The sequence below is a fragment of the Enterobacter sp. Ap-867 genome (assembly GCF_011752855.1).
Lineage (GTDB): Bacteria > Pseudomonadota > Gammaproteobacteria > Enterobacterales > Enterobacteriaceae > Cedecea.
In genome coordinates this window covers 414,376-431,039 of the sequence record NZ_VWWS01000005.1, presented here as the reverse complement: position 1 = coordinate 431,039, position 16,664 = coordinate 414,376, and the positions used below count along the sequence as shown (strand labels likewise).

Below are 16,664 nucleotides of genomic sequence, written 5' to 3'. Positions count from 1 at the left end.
CGGGTCGTCGCAAGCGACGGGCAAAATCAAAAAGCGATTTTGTCGAACCTGCTGCAGGCTCGAACCCTGCCCGAATTCAGAATAGCAAAAAGGCGCCTTTAGGGCGCCTTTCTACACTGGTGGGTCGTGCAGGATGATTTCACCCTGCGGGTCGTCGCAAGCGACGGGCAAAATCAAAAAGCGATTTTGTCGAACCTGCTGCAGGCTCGAACCCTGCCCGAATTCAGAATAGCAAAAAGGCGCCTTTAGGGCGCCTTTCTACACTGGTGGGTCGTGCAGGATTCGAACCTGCGACCAATTGATTAAAAGTCAACTGCTCTACCAACTGAGCTAACGACCCGCTGTATGCGGTTACTACTAACTTCTTTACTGCTTACTACTGCTTACTACTTTAAACTGGTGGGTCGTGCAGGATTCGAACCTGCGACCAATTGATTAAAAGTCAACTGCTCTACCAACTGAGCTAACGACCCACTGTGCGGTTTACTGCAAACTTCTTTACTGCTTACTACTTTAAAGTGGTGGGTCGTGCAGGATTCGAACCTGCGACCAATTGATTAAAAGTCAACTGCTCTACCAACTGAGCTAACGACCCACTTTTGCGTCACTTTGGGTTTGTTTAGTATCCCTTGGCAACGGCGGCATATATTACTGATTTAAGATTTTGACGCAACAATAATTTTGACGCAGATCGCTCAACTGCTTATGTTTCGCACGGCAAGACCAGAAAAGCGACGATATCTGGTCAGGCCGCACGCATTATTGCGCATTCAGACGTTTTTGAGCCTGCTTTGCACCGTCAGTATTGGGATACTGTTTAACGACCTGCTGGTAGACGGCTTTCGCTTTTGCAGCGTCGCCTTTGTCCTGCATGATCACGCCAACCTTAAACATGGCGTCCGGCGCTTTAGGGGATTTCGGGTAGTTTTTCACCACGGAGGCAAAATAAAACGCCGCATCGTCCTTTTTGCCTTTGTTGTAATTCAACTGACCCAGCCAGTAATTGGCGTTAGGCAGATAAGTTGAATCCGGATACTTCTTCACAAAGGACTGAAACGCATTGATAGCATCGTCCTGCCGCGATTTATCCTGCACCAGCGCGATAGCAGCGTTGTAATCGCTATTAGCATCACCGCCTTGCACTGGGGCAGCAGGCGCCGCGTTAGCGGCCCCTGCGTCCGGAGTGGCAGTCTGGGATGCACCGGCAGCAGGCTGTTGCCCTGCTCCCGCCGCAGCGCCGCTAAGGCTATCCATCTGCAGCAAAATTTGCTTTTGACGTTCCACAACCTGATTCAGCTGATACTGACTTTCCTGGATCTGACCACGCAGGGAATCAATGTCATTCTGGTTATCGGAGAGTTGCTGCTGGAGTTGGGTCAAAAGCTGACTGTGAGCGTTAGAAATACGCTCGAGTTGAGTGACACGGTCTTCGACCGAGCCTGAGCCGACACTACTGATTGGCGCCTGAGCAGTAGCGGCCCAGGGGGCCGCTATGCCAACCAGTAACGACAGACTCAACAAGTGATGTCTGAAGTTACTGCTCATGCGATTCTCTTAGTAAACCAGTACGGCACGACGGTTTTTAGCGTAAGCCGCTTCGTCATGACCCAGTACTGCAGGTTTTTCTTTACCGTAAGAAACGATGGAGATCTGGTCTGCAGAAACGCCTTTACCTTGCAGGTACATTTTAACAGCGTTAGCACGACGTTCGCCCAGTGCGATGTTGTACTCTGGGGTACCGCGCTCATCCGCATGACCTTCTACGGTCACTTTGTAAGACGGGTTGCTACGCAGGAAGTTAGCGTGTGCATCCAGCATTGCAGCGAATTCAGAGCTAACATCGTATTTGTCCAGACCGAAGTAAACGATGTTGTTCTGCTGCAGCTGTTGCATCTGCAGACGAGCCTGCTCTTCAGAAGACATGTTGCCGTGGCCGTTAGCGTCCATACCAGTGCCGGCACCCAGCATACCTTCACCGCTCTGACCATTGTTGGCGCTCTTGTTAGAAGAACACGCCGCGATAGCCATAACCGGCAGAGCAATCATCAGCCCTTTCAGCACTTTGTTCAGTTGCATTTCTTTGATCCTTTAATAATCAATATTGTTATCACAGATACGGCGACCAGGCAGGGAATTTGACCTGTCCATCAGTTGCCGGAAGACGCGCTTTGAAACGCCCATCTGTTGAAACCAAATTCAGCACGGATCCCATCCCCTGAGAAGAGCTGTAGATTACCATAGTGCCGTTAGGTGCCAGACTTGGCGTTTCATCCAGGAACGTTGACGATAAAGTTGTTACGCCACCCGCTACCAGATCCTGTTTGGCAATGTGCTGCTGACCGCTTGCGGAGCTGACCATTACCATAATTTTACCGTCGGCACTGACATCGGCATCCTGGTTCTGAGAACCTTCCCAGGACAGACGCTGCGGAGCACCGCCACTAATACTGACTTTATAAATCTGTGGACGACCCGCCTGGTCAGAGGTATAGGCCAGGGTTTGGTTGTCCGGGAACCAGGTCGGTTCGGTGTTGTTGCTACGACCTTCAGTTACCTGACGAATCTGGCCAGAGCCCAGGTCCATCACGTACAGCTGCAGGCTGCCGGTTTTAGACAGCGCGAACGCCAGCTTAGAACCGTCCGGAGAGAACGCCGGTGCACCGTTGTGCTGCGGGAACGAAGCAATCTGACGTACTGCACCGTTAGCCAGCGTCTGCACAACCAGCGCAGAACGGCCGCTTTCGAAGGTCACATAAGCCAGTTTACTGCCGTCCGGAGACCAGGCTGGAGACATCAGCGGCTGCGGAGAACGGTGTACCACAAACTGGTTGTAGCCATCGTAATCAGACACGCGAAGCTCATACGGGAACTGGCCGCCATTGGTCTGTACAACGTAAGCAATACGGGTACGGAATGCGCCTTTAATGCCGGTCAGCTTCTCAAACACTTCATCGCTGGCGGTATGGCCGGCATAGCGCAGCCACTGTTTGTTCACTTTATAGGAGTTCTGCGCCAGCACCGTGCCCGGTGCACCAGAGGTGTCAACCAGCTGGTAAGCCACGGTGTAACTGCCGTCGCCGTTTGGCGTAACCTGACCTACCACGACGGCGTCAATACCGAGCGCGGTCCAGGCAGCAGGCTGAACTTCCTGAGCAGAACCCGGCTGCTGTGGCAGGCGAGATCTGTCGAGCGGGTTGAATTTACCGCTGTTACGCAGGTCAGCGGCAACAATACCGCCGATATCTTCAGGCGCGGCGCCAGGGCCTGCCCAGGTGAACGGAACCACACCGATTGGACGAGCAGAATCCACGCCCTGGGTGATCTCGATACGAACTTCTGCGTGCAGCACTGCTGCCCACAGCATTAAGAAACTTAACGCTACACGAAATGCCTGCTTCATCATATCTCCCTTATCCGGGCGAAAAGCCCACGATAATTTAGCAGAATGTTAACAAACCCAAATACACAAAACTACCAAAACCCTGTAACTCAGCTTAGTGTGCTTTCCCCGTCGTGACGGGGAAAACCGCGTTAAGGCTTAAAGTCGATCGGTGCGTTCTTGAAGACTTCATAAACAGCTTCACTTGGCGGCTTCGGAATCTTCGCCAGACGCGCTGCCGCAACGGCAGCCTGACAAAGTGCTGGATCACCGCCTTCTGGCTTGATATCAAGCAGAAGGCCGTCTGGTGCCAACTTGATCCGCAGCGAACAGGTCTTACCGGCAAACGAAGGATCGTTATAGAACTTACTCTCGATCGCTGCCTTTATCTGACCAGCATAGCCGTTGATCTCCGCGCCACTAGCGCCGTTGTTCTTATTATTCCCTTTTCCAGCGGCAGCTGCGGCATTACCTTTCGCCCCACCGCCCGTTTTCGGTGCATTCTTACCTGAGCTTAAATCACCGAATAAATCGTCGACGCCCTGCGCTGCGGCCTTGTCAGAAGCAGCTTTCTCAGCAGCAGCCTTTTTCTTCGCGTCGGCGGCCGCTTTCTTATCTGCGGCGGCTTTCGCTGCGGCAGCCTTGTCAGCAGCGGCCTTCTCGGCAGCTTTTTCTGCCGCTGCCTTTTCTGCAGCAGCCTGCTTAGCTGCTTCAGCGGCGGCTTTCTTCTCCGCATCCTGCGCAGCCTTCTTAGCGGCAGCATCTGCAGCTTTCTTCTCAGCATCCTGCTGAGCTTTTTTCGCTGCAGCAGCAGCGTCAGCGGCGGCTTTTTTCTCAGCGTCAGCTGCTTTCTTAGCAGCTTCTTCAGTGGCTTTCTTCTGAGCATCCGCAGCCGCTTTCTTCGCGGCTTCTTCCGCAGCTTTTGCCTGCGCGTCAGCCTGGGCTTTCGCCTGAGCGTCCGCTTTTGCCTTCGCCGCTGCGGCCGCAGCTTCGGCCTGTTTTTGCTGCTCTTGAGCCTGCTTCGCGGCCGCTTCAGCCTGTTTCTGCTGTTCGGCCTGCGCTTTTGCCTGCTCCTGGGCGGCTAAACGCTCCTTCTCCAGCTCTTTCAGGCGCTGTTGTTCCGCCGCCTGTTTTTGCTGAAGCTCTTCTGCCTGCTGCTGCGCCTGTTTTTCACGCTGTTCAGCGGCGCGCTTGCTGCTTGCCTGCTGCTGCTGTTGGCGATTGTAGTTTTCCACTACCGCACCCGGGTCAACCATCACCGCGTCAATAGAAGAACCACCGCCACCGCCAGCGGATGCATCAATGTGCTCATCAAACGAGCTCCAGATCAGGATGGCAATCAAAATGATATGCAGCACCACTGAAACGATGATCGCCCGTTTTAATTTAGCGTTCTCTTCGGTTGCCTTTGACACTCTCGGTTCCCAAACGGTTTAAGCGAAATGGATCAGATTGGCTGTGTCATCAAACCAACGGACTTCACGCCCGCCTGATGCAACAGATTCAGCGCCTTGATGATCTCGTCATACGGAACATCTTTTGCGCCGCCGATCAAAAAGACCGTTTTTGGATTCGCCTGCAGACGGCGCTGCGCTTCGGCAACAACCTGCTCTGACGGCAACTGATCCATGCGATCTTTTTCAACCACTACGCTGTACTGCCCTACCCCGGACACTTCAATAATGACCGGCGGTTCATCGTTACTGCTGACGGTCTGAGAATCTGTCGCATCCGGCAGATCCACCTCGACGCTCTGGGTGATGATCGGCGCTGTTGCCATAAAGATCAGCAGCAGCACCAGCAGCACGTCCAGCAATGGAACGATGTTAATTTCTGACTTCAGCTCACGACGACCACGTCCGCGTCTGGCCATGACTTACCCCTTGTTACTGCTTTTCGCTGCTGGTAAAAGCCTGACGGTGCAGGATAGCCGTGAACTCTTCCATGAAGTTGTCGTAATTCAATTCCAGTTTGTTCACGCGTTGGTTAAGGCGGTTGTACGCCATAACGGCCGGAATAGCAGCAAACAGACCAATCGCAGTCGCGATAAGCGCTTCGGCAATCCCTGGCGCAACCATCTGCAGCGTCGCCTGCTTCACCGCGCCCAGGGCGATAAACGCATGCATGATCCCCCACACCGTACCAAACAGGCCGATATACGGGCTGATGGAACCAACGGTGCCGAGGAAAGGAATATGGGTTTCCAGCGTTTCCAGCTCGCGGCTCATCGAGATACGCATCGCACGAGATGCCCCCTCAACCACAGCTTCTGGCGCATGGGTATTGGCGCGATGCAGTCGCGCGAACTCTTTAAAACCGGAATAGAAGATCTGCTCAGAACCGCTCAAGCTGTCGCGGCGGCCCTGGCTCTCCTGATACAGGCGAGACAGTTCGATACCGGACCAGAACTTGTCTTCAAACGCCTCAGCTTCACGGCTGGCGGCATTAAGGATACGCGTTCGCTGAATGATGATTGCCCATGATGCGATGGAAAAACCAATCAAAATCAACATGATAAATTTGACCAGAAGGCTTGCCTTCAGGAACAAATCAAGGATATTCATGTCAGTCACTGCTTGAACTCCGCGACAATAGACTTGGGAAGCGCACGAGGCTTCATTAGGTGTGGATCAACGCAAACAATCAGCACTTCAGCTTGGTTAAGCAACTGATTTTCAGCGTTGACTATTCGCTGCGTAAACACCATAGAAGTGCCGCGCATCGATGTAATTTCACTTTGGATTTCGAGTAAATCGTCGAGTCGGGCAGGCGCAAGATAATCAACCGTCATCCTGCGTACGACAAAGGCGACACGCTCCGCCAACAAGGAATGCTGATTAAAGTTGTGCTGGCGCAGCATCTCTGTGCGTGCTCTTTCATAAAAAGCAACATAACTGGCATGGTAAACCATACCACCGGCGTCTGTGTCTTCGTAGTAAACACGGACCGGCCATCGAAACAGCGTTGTACTCACTTTACATCCCGGTAATGCAATTAAACGCTGCTTACTATACGCAAGAGAATGAGGGTTTGGAATGGATTGTTTTAAACGTTAAGTAAATTTTTATGGGCTTGTTAAAGCCCATAATTTCTGCTTCAGGCGGGGGAATGTACGCAGGCATTCAGAAGAAGAAAAACAGCAGGCCAGCGATGAGCACTAAATCGGCAACCAGCGGGCAGAAAATGCCCTGCCAGAGCACTTTGGTTGGGCGGAAACCCACGCCGTGAATGATCCCAGCACAAACGCCCCACATCAGCAGGAAGCCATGCCAAATCTCCAGCTCACTCGTTTTGGCGGCAAAACGAGACGGGTCCCAAAAAATACACCCAGCCAGCACCAGCGCCATCACTAAGGAAAGAGCCCGCAAGGGGCTCTTGTCCATTACCGCGTACAGTTTCGCGATAACGTATTCCATCAGTGCTCTTCTTTTCCGGCTTTGCTCGCCTCAACGTGCTCGAGAGCCAGCGCGGTAATAATCCCGAATGCACACGCCAGAAGCGTGCCCAGAATCCATGCAAAGTACCACATAATCAGCTCCTTATTAGTACAGAGAGGTGGAGTTGCTTTCGATGTGCTCTTTCGTGATACGACCGAACATTTTCCAGTAACACCAGGTGGTGTAGAGAAGAATGATTGGCACGAACACGATGGCAACATAGGTCATCACATTCAGCGTCAGCTGGCTGGATGTCGCATCCCACATGGTCAGGCTAGCGTTCATCATGGTGCTGGAAGGCATCACGAACGGGAACATCGCGATACCGGCCGTCAGGATCACACAGGCCAACGTCAGCGAAGAGAAGATAAACGCCAGAGCGCCTTTCTCCAGACGAGACATGAGGATGGTGAGCAGCGGCAGCACAACACCCAGAGCAGGAATCAACCACAGCGCTGGCGTATTGTTGAAGTTCACCAGCCAGGCACCCGCCTGACGCGCGACTTCTTTGGTCAGCGGGTTAGATGCAGCATGATGATCCAGAGCAGAAGTCACCACATAGCCATCAATGCCGTAGATCACCCAGACACCGGCCAGCGCGAAGCAAACCATCATCACCAGCGCAGCAATCTGAGCCGCCGCTTTAGCACGCAGATGTAACTCACCTACGGTACGCATCTGCAGATAGGTTGCGCCCTGGGCCACGATCATCGACACGCTAACAACGCCTGCCAACAGGCCAAACGGATTTAGCAATTGGAAGAAGTTACCGGTGTAGTAAAGGCGCAGGTAGTCATCAACGTGGAACGGAACGCCCTGCAGCAGGTTGCCGAAAGCGACACCTATCACCAGAGGTGGTACGAAGCTACCAATGAAAATGCCCCAGTCCCACATGTTGCGCCAGCGGGTATCTTCGATCTTCGAGCGGTAGTCGAACCCTACCGGACGGAAGAACAAAGAAGCCAGCACCAGAATCATCGCGACATAGAAGCCGGAGAAGGCAGCGGCATAAACCATTGGCCAGGCAGCAAACAAAGCCCCGCCTGCGGTGATCAGCCAAACCTGGTTCCCGTCCCAGTGCGGCGCGATGGAGTTAACCATGATGCGGCGTTCAACGTCAGTACGGCCGATCACGCGCGACAGCATGCCCACGCCCATATCGAAGCCGTCGGTGACGGCAAAGCCAATCAGCAGAACGCCGACCAGCAGCCACCAGATAAAACGCAATACTTCATAATCGATCATTTGACGACTCCTGTCTTAGCGTGCCGGCTGAGAAGCCACGTTGGACTGCTCAAAGTGATAGCGCCCTGTTTTCAGACTGCTCGGCCCAAGGCGAGCAAATTTGAACATCAGGAACAGTTCCGCCACCATAAACAGCGTGTAAAGGCCGCAAATCAGTATCATGGAGAACAGCAGGTCGCCCACGCTCAATGACGAGTTTGCCACTGCCGTCGGCAGAACCTCACCCACCGCCCAAGGCTGACGCCCGTATTCCGCGACAAACCAGCCGGATTCGATAGCGATCCAAGGCAGTGGAATACCGTACAGCGCGGCACGCAGCAGCCATTTTTTCGAACCAATGGCGTTACGGGTCACGGTCCAGAAGGACACAGCGATAATGAACAGCATCAGGAAGCCACAGGCCACCATAATGCGGAACGCGAAGTACAGCGGTGCTACGCGAGGAATAGAGTCTTTGGTTGCTTTCTGAATCTGCTCTTCGGTCGCGTCAGTGACGTTTTCCGTGTAGCGTTTCAGCAACAGACCATAGCCCAGGTCTTTTTTCACGTGGTTGAAGCTATCACGCACGCTTTGATCGGTTGAACCACTGCGCAGTTGCTCCAGCAGGCTGTAAGCCTTCATCCCGTTACGGATACGCTCTTCGTGCTGCACCATCAGCTCTTTCAGGCCCGTGACCGGCTTATCTACCGAGCGGGTAGCAATGATGCCCAACGCGTAAGGAATTTGAATGGCGAAACGGTTTTCTTGTTTATCCTGGTCAGGAATACCAAACAGGGTAAACGCCGCCGGCGCTGGCTGAGTTTCCCATTCGGCTTCAATCGCGGCCAGTTTGGTTTTCTGCACGTCACCCATTTCGTAGCCAGACTCATCGCCCAGTACGATAACGGAGAGAATAGCGGCCATACCGAAGCTCGCGGCAATCGCGAAGGAACGCTTCGCAAAAGCGACGTCGCGGCCTTTCAGCAGGTAGTAGGAGCTGATACCGAGCACGAACATCGCGCCACAAACATAGCCGGACGCTACGGTGTGTACGAATTTAACCTGCGCAACCGGGTTCAGGACCAGCTCGGCAAAGCTGACCATTTCCATACGCATGGTTTCGAAGTTGAAATCGGAAGCGATAGGGTTTTGCATCCAGCCGTTAGCGACCAGAATCCACAGCGCGGAGAGGTTGGAGCCCAATGCCACCAGCCAGGTGACGGCCATATGTTGAACTTTGCCGAGGCGATCCCAGCCAAAGAAGAACAGACCAACAAAGGTAGATTCGAGGAAGAATGCCATCAGGCCTTCGATCGCCAGCGGCGCACCGAAGATATCCCCTACATAGTGAGAATAGTAAGACCAGTTAGTCCCGAACTGGAACTCCATGGTCAAACCGGTTGCCACCCCCAGCGCAAAGTTGATTGCAAACAACTTGCCCCAGAATTTGGTCATATCTTTATAAATCTGCTTACCTGACAGCACATAGACCGTTTCCATGATGGCCAGCAAGAACGCCATACCTAGCGTCAGCGGCACAAACAGGAAGTGGTACATCGCGGTCAAGGCAAACTGTAAGCGCGACAGTTCGACAATATCAAACATCTTGACTCCTTGCTCTTCGCATGAAGACTTCGACTGTGGTTCACCGGGAGGTTCACCACAAGCATGCCCTAATACAAATACATTCGCTTCCAGTCCCCTTTTTCTCGCCCACTTTATTCAAATGTGAAATCAAAAGGTGAAAGGTTACAAACACGTTAATTAAATCAAAAATAACCCGTAATTATATTACCCTGCAATTCCCTTACAATAAACAGGTCTTTGCTTAATGTTTTTTACGTTTTACGACGGCGATCAATTTATAGCTAAAACACCGTTATTCGGCCAGTTTGATCTGCAGCAATTTTGCCCCTTTATACCCCGCAACGCCAGCTTTAAACATTGATCCAAAACAATTTACATTGGCAATGTTAATTATTTTTCAATAGAGAATTAATCGTGAATTTGTTGTTAATGATATGTTCCAACGCTTCGTTTGAGGTTAATTTCATGACGCTTATTCTCAACATAAAGCCGATATTTAAAGCTGAAGCTTAAATTTCTCCCATGCATGCAAGGTCATCTTTACACTATTTATCGGGCATCTTTTTCCGTAGTTTTGGCTCCCTCCTTTTAATATTCACAAATAATTCACTTTTGATATAAATTAAATTAACAAATCATTATTTTTTATAAGGTTACATCGAGAAAATATTGCAGAGTGAAATTATTCAGGAAAAGAATAAGTGCGTGGGCATGCGCGATACAACGTAAGAAGAGGCAGGGTTATCAAAGCCGAAACATAAAAAAAGGCCACCCAGGGTGGCCAACCATGTCGAACACTTATTATTACTGTTTCCCCCGCTTGCGCGGGGGCATCTGCTTACTGCGGCAGAATAGCTTTCAGCGCATCGCCAATGTCGGCGAGGCTGCGAACGGTTTTCACGCCAGCGGCTTCCAGAGCAGCGAATTTCTCATCCGCCGTCCCCTTCCCGCCCGCGATGATGGCGCCCGCGTGGCCCATACGCTTGCCTTTTGGCGCGGTAACGCCGGCAATGTAGCCCACAACAGGTTTGGTCACGTGCTCTTTGATATAGGCCGCAGCTTCTTCTTCTGCGCTCCCGCCGATTTCACCGATCATCACAATGGCTTCGGTTTTCGGGTCTGCCTGGAACATCTTCAGGATATCAATGAAGTTGGAGCCAGGAATCGGGTCACCGCCGATACCAACGCAGGTTGACTGGCCGAGGCCGATGTCAGTTGTCTGCTTAACGGCTTCATAGGTCAGCGTCCCGGAACGGGAAACGATGCCTACTTTGCCCGGCAGGTGAATGTGGCCCGGCATGATGCCGATTTTGCATTCGCCTGGGGTGATAACGCCCGGGCAGTTTGGCCCGATCATGCGCACGCCAGCTTCATCCAGCGCCACTTTCACGGTCAGCATATCCAGCGTAGGGATGCCTTCAGTGATGGTGATAATCAGCTTAATGCCCGCATCAATCGCTTCCAGGATGGAGTCTTTGCAGAACGGGGCTGGAACGTAAATCACGGAAGCAGTCGCGCCGGTAGCTTCAACGGCTTCACGCACGGTATTGAATACCGGCAGACCCAGATGTTCAGTACCGCCTTTGCCTGGCGTCACGCCGCCAACCATTTGCGTACCGTAGGCAATCGCCTGTTCGGAGTGGAAAGTCCCCTGGCTGCCGGTAAAGCCCTGGCAAATTACCTTGGTGTTTTTATCGATCAAAATGGACATTATTTCCCCTCCACGGCAGCAACAACCTGCTGTGCTGCGTCCGTCAGACTTTTCGCTGCAATGATGTTCAGGCCGCTATCTGCCAGTTTTTTCGCGCCCAGTTCGGCGTTGTTACCTTCCAGACGCACCACCACCGGCACGTTAACGCCCACTTCAGCTACCGCACCAATGATGCCGTCGGCAATCAGGTCGCAGCGGACAATACCACCGAAGATGTTCACCAGAACGGCTTTGACTTTGTCGTCGGACAGGATGATTTTGAACGCTTCGGTAACGCGCTCTTTGGTCGCACCGCCGCCCACGTCGAGGAAGTTAGCCGGCTCGCCGCCGTGCAGCTTAACGATGTCCATGGTGCCCATTGCCAGGCCCGCACCGTTAACCATACAGCCGATGTTGCCGTCCAGCGCCACGTAGTTCAGTTCCCACTGTGCAGCCTGAGCTTCACGCGGGTCTTCCTGAGACTGGTCGCGCATTTCACGCAGATCCGGCTGGCGGAAAAGCGCGTTGCCGTCAGCGCCCAGTTTGCCGTCGAGGCAGATCAGGTCGCCCTGCTTAGTGATCACCAGCGGGTTGATTTCGATCAGCGCCAGGTCGCGCTCGAGGAAGATAGTCGCCAGCCCCATAAAGATCTTGGTGAACTGCTGAACCTGTTTACCTTCCAGACCCAGTTTGAACGCCAGCTCACGTCCCTGGTAAGGCATCGGGCCCGCCAGCGGATCCAGCGCAACTTTGTGGATCAGGTGCGGCGTTTCTTCCGCTACTTTTTCGATTTCCACGCCGCCTTCGGTGGAGGCCATGAAGACCACGCGGCGAGAGCTACGGTCAACTACCGCGCCCAGATACAGCTCTTTGTCGATGTCGGTTGCAGCTTCAACCAGAATCTGGTGTACAGGCTGGCCAGTAGCGTCCGTTTGGTAAGTCACCAGACGTTTGCCCAGCCAGTGCTCGGCAAAAGCACGAATGTCTTCTTTGCTGTTAACCACTTTCACACCGCCCGCTTTACCGCGGCCACCGGCATGAACCTGACATTTCACCACCCAAGGACCCGCGCCAATTTTAGAGGCGGCTTCTTCCGCTTCACGCGGTGTGGTGCAGGCGTAACCGACGGGTGCCGGCAAACCATACCGAGCAAACAACTGTTTCGCCTGATATTCGTGTAAGTTCATGAGTTCTATCCATCCAGATAAAGAGCATTAATGCTCGGGGTAAGGTTAGATTTGGTTGTAGGGGCGGGTGTCATAGCACCCGCCAGAGTCTTGTTCGACTACACGTCCAGCAGCAGACGAGTTGGATCTTCCAGCAGCTCTTTAATGGCTACCAGATAACCCACGGACTCGCGGCCATCGATCAGACGGTGATCGTAAGAGAGCGCCAGGTACATCATCGGCAGGATCTCAACTTTACCGTCCACCGCCATTGGGCGGTCTTTGATGGCGTGCATACCCAGGATCGCGCTCTGCGGTGGGTTGATGATTGGCGTAGACATCAGGGAGCCGAAGACGCCACCGTTGGTGATGGTGAAGTTACCGCCGGTCAGCTCTTCCACGGTCAGTTTGCCGTCACGGCCTTTCACCGCCAGCTCTTTGATGCGTTTTTCGATGTCGGCCATGCCCAGGGTATCAACGTCTTTCAGCACTGGGGTCACCAGGCCACGCGGGGTAGAAACCGCGATGCTGACATCGAAGTAGTTGTGGTAAACCACGTCTTCGCCGTCGATGGAAGCATTCACTTCCGGATAGCGTTTCAGCGCTTCAACAACCGCTTTAATGTAGAAGGACATGAAGCCCAGACGCACGCCGTGGCGTTTTTCAAACGCTTCACCGTACTGCTTACGCAGTTCCATGATTGGCTTCATGTTCACTTCGTTGAACGTAGTGAGCATGGCGGTAGAGTTTTTCGCTTCCAGCAGACGTTCGGCCACGCGCTTGCGCAGACGGGTCATCGGCACGCGTTTTTCGCTGCGGCCAGCCAGTGGCGCAACCGGCGCCTGAGTGGCTTCGGCGGCTTTCGCCTGCGCAGGTTGTTTCGCTTTCGCTTCGCTCAGGTGTTTTTCAACATCTTCACGAGTGAGACGGCCACCTACGCCGCTGCCTTTAATAGCGCTGGCGTCGAGGTCGTTCTCTGCGATCAGGCGGCGGATAGCCGGGCTGAGGGCATCATTGCTCTGCTCTTCCAGAGAAGCCTGCTGGCGCTGAGCCGGAGTAGACTCTTTGCTGTCAGCTTTTGCGGAGGTTTCTTTCCCGCCGCTGTTGCCTTCACGCAGACGGCCCAGAATCTGACGAGAGGTCACGGTCGTGCCTTCGTCTTCCAGTACCGCATCCAGAACGCCGTCCGCAGACGCGGGGACTTCCAGTACCACTTTGTCAGTTTCGATTTCAACCAGTACTTCGTCACGTTTGACGCTGTCGCCCGGTTTTTTATGCCAGGTTGCCACTGTCGCGTCGGCTACGGACTCAGGCAGGTCAGGAACTAGAATATCTACGCTACTCATTATTTATCCTTTAATTTATTCGACGTTCAGCGCGTCATTAACCAGATCTTGCTGTTGCTTCTGGTGAACGGACATATACCCTACCGCCGGAGAGGCGGAGGCCGGGCGACCTGCATAACGCAGAGCGGACCCAAACGGAATCACTTCGCGGAAGTGGTGCTGGCTGCAGTACCAGGCGCCCTGGTTCAGCGGCTCTTCCTGGCACCAGACGAAGTCGTGTACGTGTGCGAACGGCTTCAGCGCTTCCTGTACCGCCTGGTGCGGGAACGGATAGAGCTGCTCAATACGCACAATCGCCACATCCTTCTGCTCATTCTTACGGCGCTGCTCAAGCAGGTCGTAGTACACCTTACCGGAACACAGAACAACGCGCTTCACGCCTTTCGGATCCAGTTCGTCAATCTCACCAATTGCCGGCTGGAACGTGCCGTTGGCCAGTTCGTCGAGGCTGGATACCGCCAGCGGATGGCGCAGCAGAGATTTCGGTGACATGACGACCAGTGGACGGCGCATCCCGCGCAGCGCCTGACGACGCAGCATGTGATAAACCTGAGCCGGAGTCGACGGCACGCAAACCTGCATGTTCTGCTCGGCGCACAGCTGGAGGTAACGCTCCAGACGCGCGGAGGAGTGCTCTGGGCCCTGGCCTTCATAGCCGTGTGGCAGCAGCATGACCAGGCCACACATACGGCCCCATTTCTGCTCGCCGGAGCTGATGAACTGGTCAATCACAACCTGTGCCCCGTTGGCGAAGTCGCCGAACTGCGCTTCCCAAATGGTCAGGGTGCGAGGTTCTGCCGTGGCATAGCCGTACTCAAAGGCCAGAACCGCTTCTTCAGATAACACGGAATCCCAGACTTTGAAGATGCCCTGGCTGTTGTGGACGTGCGCCAGCGGCGTATAGGTAGAGCCGTTGGTTTGGTTGTGGATCACGGCGTGGCGGTGGAAGAAGGTCCCACGGCCAGCATCTTCACCGGACAGACGAACGGACACGCCTTCATCTACCAGCGTTGCATAAGCCAGGTTTTCCGCTGCACCCCAGTCGAACAGTTTGTTGCCGTTCGCCATGTCCTGACGGTCGCTGTAGATTTTCGCCACGCGGGACTGCATTTCTACGGCTTCCGGCACGGTGCTGATGCGCTTAGCCAGTTCCTGAACGCGCTTCATCTCAACCTTGTTCGGGTAGCTTTCGTCCCACTCGTGGTTGAGGTACGGCGACCAGGTAAAGGAGTGCATGTTCATCGGACGCCACTCTTGCACGACACATTCGCCGGCATCCAGCGCATCGCGGTACAGATTCACCATTTCGGTGGCATCTTCCAGCGTGGCCAGTTTGTCCTGCTCCAACTTGTCAGCATAGATCTTACGCGGGGTCGGATGTTTTTTGATTTTCTGGTACATCACCGGCTGCGTTGCGCTTGGCTCGTCAGCTTCGTTATGGCCGTGGCGACGGTAGCAAACCAGGTCGATAAACACATCACGCTTGAAGGTATTACGGAAGTCCAGCGCCAGACGGGTAACGAAAGCTACGGCTTCCGGGTCATCCGCATTAACGTGGAAAATCGGCGCCATGACCATCTTACCGATGTCGGTACAATATGGCGTGGAGCGCGCATCCAGCGGGTTAGAGGTGGTGAAACCAATCTGGTTGTTGATCACGATACGCACGGTACCGCCCACTTCGTAACCACGCGCTTTGGACATGTTCAGGGTTTCCTGAACCACGCCCTGCCCGGCTACCGCGGCATCACCATGAATGGTGATCGGCAGTACCTGGTTGCTGCCTGGCTTATCCAGACGATCCAGACGCGCACGCACGGAACCGATAACCACCGGGCTAACGATTTCCAGGTGAGACGGGTTAAACGCCAGCGCCAGGTGAACCAGGCCGCCTTCGGTTTCAACATCGGAAGAGAAGCCCATGTGGTACTTCACGTCGCCGGTGCCGAGATGTTCTTTATGTTTGCCCGCAAATTCGTCAAACAGATCCTGCGGTTTTTTACCCAGCACGTTGATCAGCACGTTAAGACGACCGCGGTGCGCCATACCCAGCACCACTTCGCGCGTGCCGCTCTTACCGGCGTGGCGAATCATCTCTTTGAGCATCGGCACCAGCGCGTCGCCGCCTTCGAGCGAGAAGCGTTTCGCCCCAGGGAATTTAGCCCCCAGGTAGCGCTCCAGCCCTTCCGCTGCAGTCAGCTCGCTCAGGAAACGTTTTTTCTCTTCCTGAGTAAAGCTTGAACGCCCGGCTACCGATTCGATGCGCTGCTGGATCCAGCGTTTTTCTTCGGTATTGGTGATGTGCATGTATTCCGCACCGATCGACCCACCGTAGGTTTGCTTCAGCGCAGCGATCAGGTCGGCAAGCTTCATGGTCTCTTTGCCGATGGCAAACGATCCCACGTTGAAACTCTGCTGCAAATCTTCTTCGGTCAGGTTATGGAACGCCGGATCCAGATCGGCAACCGTTTCCTGCTGCCAAAGCCCGAGCGGATCGAGATTAGCAGCCTGATGGCCGCGGAAACGCCAGGCGTTGATCAACTGCAACACTTTTACCTGTTTGGCATCGGTGTCAGGATCGGTGACTGCGGTGGAGTAACGTGAGGCATCCTTCGCCAGACGACGGAAATAATCACGCGTTTTTGAATGGAATTGATCCGGTCTGGCTCCGGTGCCAGGTAACTGCTGGAACATCGTGCGCCAGTGCGCATCAACAGAGTCAGGATCGGTTAAGAAGTCTTCATAGAGCTGCTCTATGTAGGACTGGTTTGCGCCCGCCAGCCAGGAAGAGTCCAGCCAGGGCTTCATCGCGCCGTTCTGCATCGTGATCCCTTA

Annotated in this window: 15 protein-coding genes and 3 tRNA genes; all 18 read right to left on the bottom strand. The window is 53.9% G+C overall.

The genetic code is table 11. The annotated features are described in order from the left end of the window. Positions 1–264: 264 nt before the first annotated feature. Positions 265–340, bottom strand: a tRNA-Lys gene (locus F3J26_RS14905). Positions 341–397: 57 nt separating this feature from the next. Then, positions 398–473: transfer RNA gene (locus tag F3J26_RS14900), tRNA-Lys, on the bottom strand. A 46-nt stretch (positions 474–519) separates the two neighbouring features. Next, positions 520–595 (bottom strand) — tRNA-Lys (locus F3J26_RS14895). A 164-nt stretch (positions 596–759) separates the two neighbouring features. Beyond that, positions 760–1,545, bottom strand: coding sequence for a cell division protein CpoB (cpoB, locus tag F3J26_RS14890; protein ID WP_166994568.1), 786 nt, complete (start codon positions 1,543–1,545; stop codon positions 760–762). A gap of 9 nt (positions 1,546–1,554) precedes the next feature. Continuing rightward, on the bottom strand, positions 1,555–2,076 hold the full coding sequence (pal, locus tag F3J26_RS14885) for a peptidoglycan-associated lipoprotein Pal (protein ID WP_008456172.1): 522 nt from the start codon (positions 2,074–2,076) through the stop codon (positions 1,555–1,557). 31 nt (positions 2,077–2,107) lie between these two features. Then, entirely contained in the window at positions 2,108–3,400 is a 1,293-nt protein-coding gene (gene tolB, locus F3J26_RS14880; protein WP_008456170.1) for a Tol-Pal system beta propeller repeat protein TolB, read from the bottom strand. A gap of 131 nt (positions 3,401–3,531) precedes the next feature. Then, positions 3,532–4,794, bottom strand: coding sequence for a cell envelope integrity protein TolA (tolA, locus tag F3J26_RS14875; protein WP_166994566.1), 1,263 nt, complete (start codon positions 4,792–4,794; stop codon positions 3,532–3,534). A gap of 32 nt (positions 4,795–4,826) precedes the next feature. Beyond that, entirely contained in the window at positions 4,827–5,252 is a 426-nt protein-coding gene (gene tolR, locus F3J26_RS14870; RefSeq protein WP_008456166.1) for a colicin uptake protein TolR, read from the bottom strand. Between the two features lie 13 nt (positions 5,253–5,265). Next, positions 5,266–5,952, bottom strand: a complete 687-nt coding sequence (gene tolQ / locus F3J26_RS14865) for a Tol-Pal system protein TolQ (RefSeq protein ID WP_008456164.1) — start codon at positions 5,950–5,952, stop codon at positions 5,266–5,268. Continuing rightward, the gene (ybgC, locus tag F3J26_RS14860; protein WP_008456156.1) at positions 5,949–6,353 is read right to left on the bottom strand and encodes a tol-pal system-associated acyl-CoA thioesterase; all 405 of its coding nucleotides are present in this window, start codon (positions 6,351–6,353) and stop codon (positions 5,949–5,951) included. Before ybgC ends, tolQ begins: the two co-directional genes overlap by 4 nt. A 148-nt stretch (positions 6,354–6,501) precedes the next feature. After that, positions 6,502–6,795, bottom strand: coding sequence for a cyd operon protein YbgE (gene ybgE / locus F3J26_RS14855; protein ID WP_008456154.1), 294 nt, complete (start codon positions 6,793–6,795; stop codon positions 6,502–6,504). Then, positions 6,795–6,908 (bottom strand): cytochrome bd-I oxidase subunit CydX, encoded by a 114-nt coding sequence (gene cydX, locus F3J26_RS14850; RefSeq protein WP_008456153.1) that lies wholly within the window; start codon positions 6,906–6,908, stop codon positions 6,795–6,797. Before cydX ends, ybgE begins: the two co-directional genes overlap by 1 nt. A gap of 13 nt (positions 6,909–6,921) precedes the next feature. Next, positions 6,922–8,061: a cytochrome d ubiquinol oxidase subunit II gene (cydB, locus tag F3J26_RS14845; protein WP_008456151.1), complete on the bottom strand. Its 1,140-nt coding sequence runs from the start codon at positions 8,059–8,061 to the stop codon at positions 6,922–6,924. Between the two features lie 15 nt (positions 8,062–8,076). Next, positions 8,077–9,645 (bottom strand): cytochrome ubiquinol oxidase subunit I, encoded by a 1,569-nt coding sequence (gene cydA / locus F3J26_RS14840; protein ID WP_039291231.1) that lies wholly within the window; start codon positions 9,643–9,645, stop codon positions 8,077–8,079. Positions 9,646–10,465: 820 nt separating this feature from the next. Beyond that, complete coding sequence (gene sucD, locus F3J26_RS14835) at positions 10,466–11,338, bottom strand: succinate--CoA ligase subunit alpha (RefSeq protein ID WP_008456147.1); 873 nt, start codon at positions 11,336–11,338, stop codon at positions 10,466–10,468. Beyond that, entirely contained in the window at positions 11,338–12,504 is a 1,167-nt protein-coding gene (gene sucC / locus F3J26_RS14830; RefSeq protein ID WP_008456146.1) for an ADP-forming succinate--CoA ligase subunit beta, read from the bottom strand. The genes sucD and sucC overlap by 1 nt, the downstream gene beginning before the upstream one ends. A gap of 98 nt (positions 12,505–12,602) precedes the next feature. Continuing rightward, entirely contained in the window at positions 12,603–13,829 is a 1,227-nt protein-coding gene (gene odhB / locus F3J26_RS14825; RefSeq protein ID WP_008456145.1) for a 2-oxoglutarate dehydrogenase complex dihydrolipoyllysine-residue succinyltransferase, read from the bottom strand. A gap of 15 nt (positions 13,830–13,844) precedes the next feature. Further along, on the bottom strand, positions 13,845–16,652 hold the full coding sequence (gene sucA, locus F3J26_RS14820; RefSeq protein WP_166875785.1) for a 2-oxoglutarate dehydrogenase E1 component: 2,808 nt from the start codon (positions 16,650–16,652) through the stop codon (positions 13,845–13,847). Positions 16,653–16,664 lie beyond the last annotated feature (12 nt).

Bases quoted from the DNA above. Each gene is read 5' to 3' on its own strand.
- cpoB (WP_166994568.1), bottom strand. From the start codon at position 1,545: ATGAGCAGTAACTTCAGACATCACTTGTTGAGTCTGTCGTTACTGGTT.
- pal (WP_008456172.1), bottom strand. From the start codon at position 2,076: ATGCAACTGAACAAAGTGCTGAAAGGGCTGATGATTGCTCTGCCGGTT.
- tolB (WP_008456170.1), bottom strand. From the start codon at position 3,400: ATGAAGCAGGCATTTCGTGTAGCGTTAAGTTTCTTAATGCTGTGGGCA.
- tolR (WP_008456166.1), bottom strand. From the start codon at position 5,252: ATGGCCAGACGCGGACGTGGTCGTCGTGAGCTGAAGTCAGAAATTAAC.
- ybgE (WP_008456154.1), bottom strand. From the start codon at position 6,795: ATGGAATACGTTATCGCGAAACTGTACGCGGTAATGGACAAGAGCCCC.
- cydX (WP_008456153.1), bottom strand. From the start codon at position 6,908: ATGTGGTACTTTGCATGGATTCTGGGCACGCTTCTGGCGTGTGCATTC.
- cydB (WP_008456151.1), bottom strand. From the start codon at position 8,061: ATGATCGATTATGAAGTATTGCGTTTTATCTGGTGGCTGCTGGTCGGC.
- cydA (WP_039291231.1), bottom strand. From the start codon at position 9,645: ATGTTTGATATTGTCGAACTGTCGCGCTTACAGTTTGCCTTGACCGCG.
- sucD (WP_008456147.1), bottom strand. From the start codon at position 11,338: ATGTCCATTTTGATCGATAAAAACACCAAGGTAATTTGCCAGGGCTTT.
- sucC (WP_008456146.1), bottom strand. From the start codon at position 12,504: ATGAACTTACACGAATATCAGGCGAAACAGTTGTTTGCTCGGTATGGT.
- odhB (WP_008456145.1), bottom strand. From the start codon at position 13,829: ATGAGTAGCGTAGATATTCTAGTTCCTGACCTGCCTGAGTCCGTAGCC.
- sucA (WP_166875785.1), bottom strand. From the start codon at position 16,652: ATGCAGAACGGCGCGATGAAGCCCTGGCTGGACTCTTCCTGGCTGGCG.